General features: G+C 76.1%; 5 protein-coding genes and 1 pseudogene. 2 read left to right on the forward strand and 4 right to left on the reverse strand.

All coding sequences use genetic code 11. From position 1 onward, the window contains the following. Nucleotides 1-18: 18 nt before the first annotated feature. Nucleotides 19-849, forward strand: coding sequence for an alpha/beta fold hydrolase (locus J0670_RS23425; protein WP_207813623.1), 831 nt, complete (start codon nt 19-21; stop codon nt 847-849). Here J0670_RS23425 and J0670_RS23430 read toward each other — a convergent pair whose 3' ends face one another. Next, nucleotides 850-2,109, reverse strand: a complete 1,260-nt coding sequence (locus tag J0670_RS23430; RefSeq protein WP_207813624.1) for a hypothetical protein — start codon at nt 2,107-2,109, stop codon at nt 850-852. A 126-nt stretch (nt 2,110-2,235) separates the two neighbouring features. Then, nucleotides 2,236-3,939: a GAF domain-containing sensor histidine kinase gene (locus tag J0670_RS23435; RefSeq protein WP_207813627.1), complete on the reverse strand. Its 1,704-nt coding sequence runs from the start codon at nt 3,937-3,939 to the stop codon at nt 2,236-2,238. Nucleotides 3,940-4,267: 328 nt separating this feature from the next. Here J0670_RS23435 and J0670_RS23440 point away from each other — a divergent pair, with 328 nt between their 5' ends. Then, nucleotides 4,268-5,116: a universal stress protein gene (locus tag J0670_RS23440; RefSeq protein WP_207813625.1), complete on the forward strand. Its 849-nt coding sequence runs from the start codon at nt 4,268-4,270 to the stop codon at nt 5,114-5,116. 73 nt (nt 5,117-5,189) lie between these two features. Here the strand turns inward: J0670_RS23440 and J0670_RS40595 are convergent. Continuing rightward, nucleotides 5,190-5,612, reverse strand: a pseudogene (locus J0670_RS40595) (copper chaperone PCu(A)C); the annotation flags it as partial. Further along, nucleotides 5,609-7,822, reverse strand: a 2,214-nt coding sequence (locus tag J0670_RS23450) for a cation-translocating P-type ATPase (protein WP_243437406.1), incomplete at its 5' end; no start/stop codon positions are given. The pseudogene J0670_RS40595 and the gene J0670_RS23450, both read right to left, overlap by 4 nt.

Raw genomic sequence — 7,822 nt, forward strand, 5'->3', positions numbered from 1 at the left:
CGATCTAGAGTTCCCGTCATGACTCAACACGCCACTGAGATCCGCACGTTCGACAGCGGCGACGGTCCCCTCGCCTACCTCGACACCGGCACGGGCCGGCCGCTGGTCCTGCTGCACGGGGGCCTGATGGACCACCGGATGTGGGAGGACCAGCTCCCCGCCCTCACGCCCGAGCACCGGGTGATCGCGCCGGACATCCGCGGGCACGGCGCCTCCGCCAACGCGAGCAGGCCGTTCCGCCCCGCCGACGACCTGGCGGGGCTGCTGCGCCACCTCGGCCTCGGGCCGGTGGTCGTCGTGGGCCTGTCCATGGGCGGGGGGATCGCCCTCGACCTCGCGCTCGAACACCCCGAGCTGGTCAGCGCGTTGGTGATCAGCGGGAACGGCACCAGCGAGCCCGAGTTCCAGGACCCGTGGCTCGACGAGATCGCCGCCGAGGAGGCGCGGGCACTGGCCGAGGGGGACGTCGAGGGCTGGATCTCCGCGTTCACCCGCCTCGCGGCCGGGCCGCAGCGGAGCCTCGGCGAGGTCGACCGGGAGGTGGTGCGCCGGCTGAAGGAGATGACCCGGGGCACCATCGCCAAGCACACCCCCGACGAGCCGCAGCACCTGGTGCCGGTGGCCGACACCTGGAAGCGCCTCGCGGGGATCACCGTCCCGCTGCTGGCCGTCAACGGCGGCATCGACTCGCCCGACCACATCGGCATGGCCGAGCGGGTCGCCCGCAGCGTCGCCGACGGCCGGACGGAGACCGTCGCGGGCACCGGGCACTACCCCAACATGGAACGGCCGGAGGAGTTCAACGCCCACCTCCTCGGCTTCCTGCGCACCCTGCCCTCCCAGTCGTAGTCAGTGCGGATCGCCCTCGATCCGGCCCGCCAACGCCCGTGCGGTTGGCGGCAGTTCGCGCAGCCGTAGGGCCAGCACCGGGGCGGCCATGGCGAGGTAGACCCAGCTGAGGAGCAGCCGGGCGGACTCGCCGGGCAGGGCGAACTGGAGGGCGAAGAGGACGAGCAGGAGGGCCGCCTTCCACGGCAGGAAGCGCAGGTCGAGGAGGAGGACGACGGCGAGGACGGTCTGGGCGGCGGTCAGCAGCACCTCGTCCACCTGGCGCTCGATCAGGGGGAGGGCGGCCCCGCCGCCACCCGCCAGGTGGGCGAGCGGCAGCGAGGCGATCAACAGGGTCCACTGGTTGACCTTGCTGGAGAGGAGCGCGCCCAGGCCGTCGTCGGCGCGCAGCCGCCAGGCGAAGACGACCGCGACGATCAGCTCCGGGGCCTCGGAGGCGAGCGGGGCGAGCCACTGCACCAGCAGGAAGCGGTCGATGCCCAGCGCGCCGCCGGCCTTGACCAGGGAGGTGGCGAAGGGTTCGGCGCAGGCGAAGACGACCCCGGCGGCCGCGACGAAGACCAGGACGGTGGTGGCCACCCGGCGGCGCCTCGGCTGACGGGCCAACCGGGCCGGGACGCCGACGAGTTCCTCCTCGTCGGACGCCCCGCAGCGGCCGACCCGGAACAGGTAGTAGGCGTACCAGGCGATCAGCACCACCGACAGCGGCCAGGAGATCCGGCGGGTGAGCGGCATGACGAACGCCACCACGGCGGCGACGCCGAGGAAGGCGGTGTCGATCCGGCGGTGCTCGCGCAGGGTGATCCCGGGGTCGATGCCCCGGCGGCGGGCGGCCGCCCAGGCGGCGAGGGCGACCATCGGCCAGCCGACGCCGACCAGCAGCCGGTTGGCACCGGTCATGTTGGCGGCCGCGTAGGCGGCGTACTCGGGCCGGGTGCCGGCCGCGTACGCGAACCAGAGGTCGACGGCGTACTCGGGCAGGACGGCGACGAAGGCCAGCACGGCCAGCGCCAGCGGTCCGGAGATGTCCGCCCGGGCGGTCTCCGCGGCCCACATCAGCAGCAGCGCCGCCGCCAGCACCCCGAGGCCGAACAGCAGCATGCCCGTCACCGGCGCGGGGTGGAGCCCGGCCAGCCGCAGCACCACGGCCGGCAGGGCCCCGGCCACGGCGGCCGCCAGCCGCAGCGCCGTCACCGGCCCGCTGGGCGGCGGCGCCGACGGAACACCGGGCGGGGCGGACACGGGTGACTCGTGGGCCATCGGCCGTCCTCACGCTCGACGCTCGGGAAACGCGAGCAGGCTAGGGGCGGCTGATGGCGGGTCTGTCCGTACGGTGCTCCGGGTGCGGTGGAGTTCCCCCGTACGGCTGCGTGGAGAGCCGGGCCCTCAGGAGCCGAGCGGCGCGTCCCAGACCAGCCTGGTGCCACCGCCCTCGCCGTCCGCCGGGCCGACGGCGAACGTTCCGCCGACCTGTTCGGCGCGCTCGGTGAGGTTGCGCAGTCCGCTGCGCCGGCCGCCCTCGGGCACGCCGACCCCGTCGTCCGACACCGTCAGCACCACCCGTCCGGCCAGGGCGCGCAGGGTCACCTCGACCCGGGTGGCGCGGGCGTGCCGGGCGGCGTTGCTGAGCGCCTCCGCCAGGACGGCGACCACGTGCCCGGCCAGCTCCTGCGGGACGTCGGTGTCCAGCAGGCCCTCCATGCTCAGCCGGGGGGCGAAGCCGAGCGTGCCCTGGGCATCGGTGACGACGCGGGTGGCGCGGGCGCGCAGGCCGCGGTCGGGCTCGCTGTGGGCGCGCAGGCCGAAGATGGTCGAGCGGATGATCTTGATGGTCTCGTCCAGGTCCGCGACGGCGCGGCCGACCCGGTCGGCGGCGGACGGGCTCTCGATCAGCCGGCCCGCGCTCTGCAGCGTCATCCCGGTGGCGAAGAGCCGCTGGATGGCCAGGTCGTGCAGGTCGCGGGCGATCCGGTCGCGGTCCTCCAGCAGGTTCAACTGCTCGGCGTCGCGCCGCCGTTCGGCCAGTTCCAGGGCGAGCGCCGCCTGGTCGGCGAAGCCCAGCAGCGGGCCGGTCTCCTCCGGGCCGAAGGCCGGCCGCCCCTGCGCCCGGGCCAGCAGCAGCACGCCGCGCCCGTACCCGGCACCGGTGCCCAGCGGCACCGCGACGGCCGGGCCCAGCCCGTCGAAGCGGCCCGCCGGACCGGCCGGGAAGCGGGCGTCGACGGCCAGCTCGTCGCTGGTCACCGGCGAACCGGAGGCGTACGCGGCTCCGGAGACGGTGCCGTCCACCGGCACCGTCACACCGAGGCGCGCGGAGGGATCGCCGCCGAGCGCCACCTCGACGGTCAGCTCCTCGGCCCGCTCCTCCGGGCCGGCCAGCGCCACCGAGACGTCCGCCAGCTCGGCGCCGGCGATCTCCCGGGCCCGGCGGGCGATCAGCTCGACCACCTCCAGGCGCGGCGCGCCCGACAGCAGGCTGCGGGTGATCTCGGTGCTCGCCCTCAGCCAGCGCTGGCGCTGCTGCGCCTCCTCGTACAGCCGGGCGTTGTCGATCGCCACCCCGGCCGCGACCGCCAGGGTGGCGATCACCGCCTCGTCGTCCTCGTCGAAGTCCAGCCCGCCGCGCTTGTCGGTCAGGTAGAGGTTGCCGAACACCTCGCCGTGCACCCGCACCGGCACGCCCAGGAAGGTGTGCATCGGCGGGTGGTCGGCCGGGAAGCCGACCGAGGCCGGGTGCTCGGAGAGCACCGGGCAGCGCAACGGCTGCGGGTGCCGGATCAGCTCACCGAGGATGCCCCGGCCCGACGGCGGCGGGCCGATCCGGGCTATCTCCTCCTCCGACAGGCCGACCGTCAGGAACTGCGACAGCGTGTGGCCGTCCGGCCCGATCACGCCCAGCGCGCCGTAGCGGGCGTCCACCAGGACGGCGGCGGCCTCCACGATCCGGTGCAGCGCCTGCGCGAGGTCCAGCTCCCGGCCGACCGCGAGCACCGCCTCCAGCAGGCTGTGCACCCGGTTCTGCGTCCCGCGCGCCGCGTCGATCCGCCACTGGAGCTCCTCCAGCAGCTCGTCCAGGCGCAGCCGGGGCATCCGCGCGCCGCCGCCCGCCGCGCTGCCGTCCGCTCCGCCCACCGCTGGCCTCCTCGTTCTCGCCCTGACCGCCCGCCGTCGTGCGCCGGACGATCTCGGGTGCCGTCCGACCAGCGGGAATGCCGTGTTCACACGGTAGTGCCCGGGTGTCGACCCCGAGTACGGCGGGGTCGGAACCGGTAGGCTCCCGGGGGCAGGCCTTTCGTCCCGTGGGCGGAGGGCTTGCGGCCTCTGGCGGTGGTCCGCGGGCGGCCGCCAGGGTGGGAGCAGGAGCGGACGGGGCGTCAACACGCGCCGTTCCCGACGCAGAGACAGTGGAGGAACCCTCATGACGTCAACCGTTGCGGTCGGGGTCGACGGCTCACCGGCGAGCACCGCCGCCGCTCAGTGGGCCGCCGCGGAGGCGGAGCTGCGCGGGTCGTCGCTGCGACTGGTGCACGCCTGGCCGTGGCTGACCGACGGCGTCTCCACCTTCGCCGAGCCGGACGACCTGCCGGCCGCCGCGCAGCGCACCCTGGCCGCGTCCGCCGACGAGGTCCGCGAGCAGCACCCGGGCCTGGAGGTGCAGACCGACGCGGTGCTGGACGCCCCGGTGGACGGGCTGCTGGCGGCCGCCACCGACGCCGAGCTGGTGGTCATCGGCTCGCGCGGGCTCGGCGGCTTCGCCGGCCTGATGCTCGGTTCGGTGAGCATGGCGGTGGCCGGGCGCAGCAGCGTGCCGGTGGTCGTGGTGCGGGAGGGCCGTGAGGGCTCGGGCGAGGTGGTGGTCGGCGTGGACGCCCACACCCCCGAGGAGGAGGTCATCGCCTTCGCCTTCCGCGAGGCCGCGCTGCGCGGCGCCCGGGTGCGGGCGGTGCACGGCTGGGACATGCCGCCGCTGTTCGGCTACGCGGGCGGGGCCGTACCGGCGGCGGAGATCGCCCAGCTGGAGGCGCTGGAGGCCAAGCTGCTGTCGCTCGCCCTGGCCGGGCACCGCGAGCAGCACCCGCAGATCGAGGTGGTCGAGGACGTCCGGCTCGGCGCGGCGCGCGGGCTGGTCGAGACCTCGGAGGGGGCCTCGCTGGTCGTGGTCGGCCGGCGCCGTCGCCCGATCGAGTTCGGGCCCCGGCTGGGCCGGGTCGCCCATGCGGCGCTGCACCACGCGCAGGCGCCGGTCGCGGTCGTCCCGCACGGGTGACCTGAGGCGTTTCCCACGACCGGGCGGCCGGGGGCAGGACCTGGGCGCTGAGGTTCAGCGGCGGGCTGTTGCGGAAGGTGAGGGTGAAGGACACCCACTGCCCGGGCGCGAGCGGCGGCGGCGCGGCGATCATCAGATCGGCGTCCTCCGGAGACATCGCGAGTTCGCCGCCACCGGGCACCGGCAGGGCCCGCACCGGCTCCCAGCGGCCCGCCGCGCCCTGGTGGAGGTGTCGCTTCAAGGTGATCGGCCCGCCGAACTCCCAACTGGCGCCGGTCAGTTCGTCCGGTATGTCGCCCGGGTTGCGGACCGTGAAGAAGGCCGCGGTGGCCGAGGCCGCACCGCCGGCCGGCAGCAGGACCCAGCCCGGCCCGGCCTCCACCGGGCGAGCCCGGCCGGCGCCGCCGACCGCCGTCCAGCCGGTGAGCAGGGTCAGTGCCAGCGCCGCCGCGCCGATGGGTGGGACGACCGCCCCGAGCCGCTCCGAGCGCCTCATCGCCGCGCCCCCTTGCCCGGCGCCCGCCCCGGCTGCCAGGTGCGCAGCCGCAGGCTGTTGCCCACCACCAGCAGGGAGCTGAGCGACATCGCGACCGCCGCCAGCATCGGGTTCAGCAGCCCGACCGCCGCCAGCGGGATCAGCACCAGGTTGTAGCCGAAGGCCCACAGCAGGTTGGCCCGGATGGTCGCGAGGGTCTGCCGGGCCAACCGTACGGCGTCCACCACGGCCTCGATGTCGCCGCGCACCAGCGTCAGCCCGGCGGCGCCGATCGCGGCGTCGCTGCCGGAGGCCAGCGCCACCCCGAGGTCGGCCGAGGCCAGTGCGACCGCGTCGTTGACGCCGTCGCCGACCACCGCCACCGTCCGTTTGGCGGCGCGCAGTTCGGCCACCACCTCGGCCTTGCGCTCGGGGGAGGCGGCGGAGTGCACCCGCTCGATGCCGAGCTCGGCCGCCACCGCGTGGGCCGCGCCCGGGCCGTCGCCGGTCAGCAGGACGGTCTCCAGGCCCAGCCCGCGCAGCCGGTGCAGCGCCCGCCAGCTGCCCGGGCGCAGCGTGTCGCCGACCGCGAGCACGGCCGCGCCCCGCCCGTCCAGCTCCACCAGGACGGCGGTGCGGCCCGCGGCGCCGGCCGCCGCCACCGCCTCGGCCAGCTCCGTGGGCAGGGCCGCGTCGTCCGGGCGGACCGCCCGCACCGCGCGGCCCTCGACCGTGCCGGACACCCCGAGCCCGGTGGTGGCCGCGAAGCCGTCCACCGGCGGCGGGGGGCCGCAGCGTTCCCGGGCGGCCGCCGCGACGGCCCGTCCGATCGGGTGTTCCGAGCGGTGCTCGACCGCGCCGGCCAGCCGCAGCACCTCCTCCTCGGTGTGACCGTCGGCGACCGTCATCGCCGCCAGCTCCATCCGGCCCGTGGTCAGCGTGCCGGTCTTGTCCATCACCACGGTGTCCACCCGGCGCAGGCTCTCCAGCACCTCCGGGCCGCGCACCAGCACGCCCAGTTCGGCGCCGCGACCGGTGGCGGCCAGCAGGGCGGTCGGGGTCGCCAGGCCGAGCGCGCACGGGCAGGCCACCACCAGCACCGCGACCGCCGCCGTCACCGCCGCCTGCGGGGCCGCGCCCGCGCCCAGCCAGAAGCCCAGCACGCACACCGCCACCGCCAGCACGCAGGGGACGAACACCCCGGCCACCGCGTCCGCGAGGCGCTGGGCCCGGGCCTTGCCCGCCTGGGCGTCCGCCACCAGCGCGGTGATCCGGGCCAGTTGGGTGTCCGCGCCGACGGCGGTGGCCCGGACGATCAGCACGCCGCCGACGTTCACCGTCGCGCCCGCCACCCGGTCCCCGGGGCCGACCTCGACCGGCACGCTCTCCCCGGTCAGCAGGCTCAGGTCCAACGCCGAGCCGCCCTCCAGCACCACCCCGTCGGTGGCCACCCGTTCGCCCGGGCGGACAACGAACTCCTGCCCGGGCAGCAGGAGTTCGACCGGTATCAGGCGCTCCTCGCCGTCCTCGCCGCGGATGCACACCCGCTTGGCGCCCAGCTCTGCCAGCGCCCGCAGCGCGGAGCCGCTGCGCCGCCGCACCCGGCCCTCCAGCAGCCGCCCGGCCAGGACGAACAGCGGGACGCCGACCGCCGCCTCCAGGTAGACGTGCGCGGCGCCGCCGCCGTCGGCGGTCAGCGAGAACGGCATCCGCATGCCCAACTGACCGGCCCCGCCCAGGAACAGCGCGTACGCGGACCAGCAGAAGGAGGCCGCGACGCCCAGGCTGACCAGGGTGTCCATGGTCGCGGCGGCGTGCCGCAGCCCCTGGAGCGCCCGGCGGTGGAAGCCCGCCGAACCCCAGGTCACCACCGGGACGGCCAGCGCGAAGCAGACCCACTGCCAGCCGTCGAACTGAAGCGCGGGCACCATCGACAGGACCAGCACCGGGACGGCGAGCAGCGCGGTGACCAGCAGCCGCCACCGTTCGTCCGGCTCCTCCTCGGGTGCCCCGCCGATCACCCCGTCGGGTGCCAACTCGGCGGTGTATCCCGCCCGTTCGACCGCCGCCACCAGCTCCGCGACCGACACCCCGGCCGGGTGCAGCACCCGGGCGCGCCCGGTCGCCAGGTTCACCCCGGCCGTCACGCCGTCGATCCGGGCCAGCCGCTTCTCCACCCGGCCCACGCACGCCGCGCAGGTCATCCCGCCGACCGCCAGGTCGGTGGACAC

The organism is Streptomyces sp. FH025 (assembly GCF_017427025.1).
Taxonomy (GTDB): domain Bacteria; phylum Actinomycetota; class Actinomycetes; order Streptomycetales; family Streptomycetaceae; genus Kitasatospora.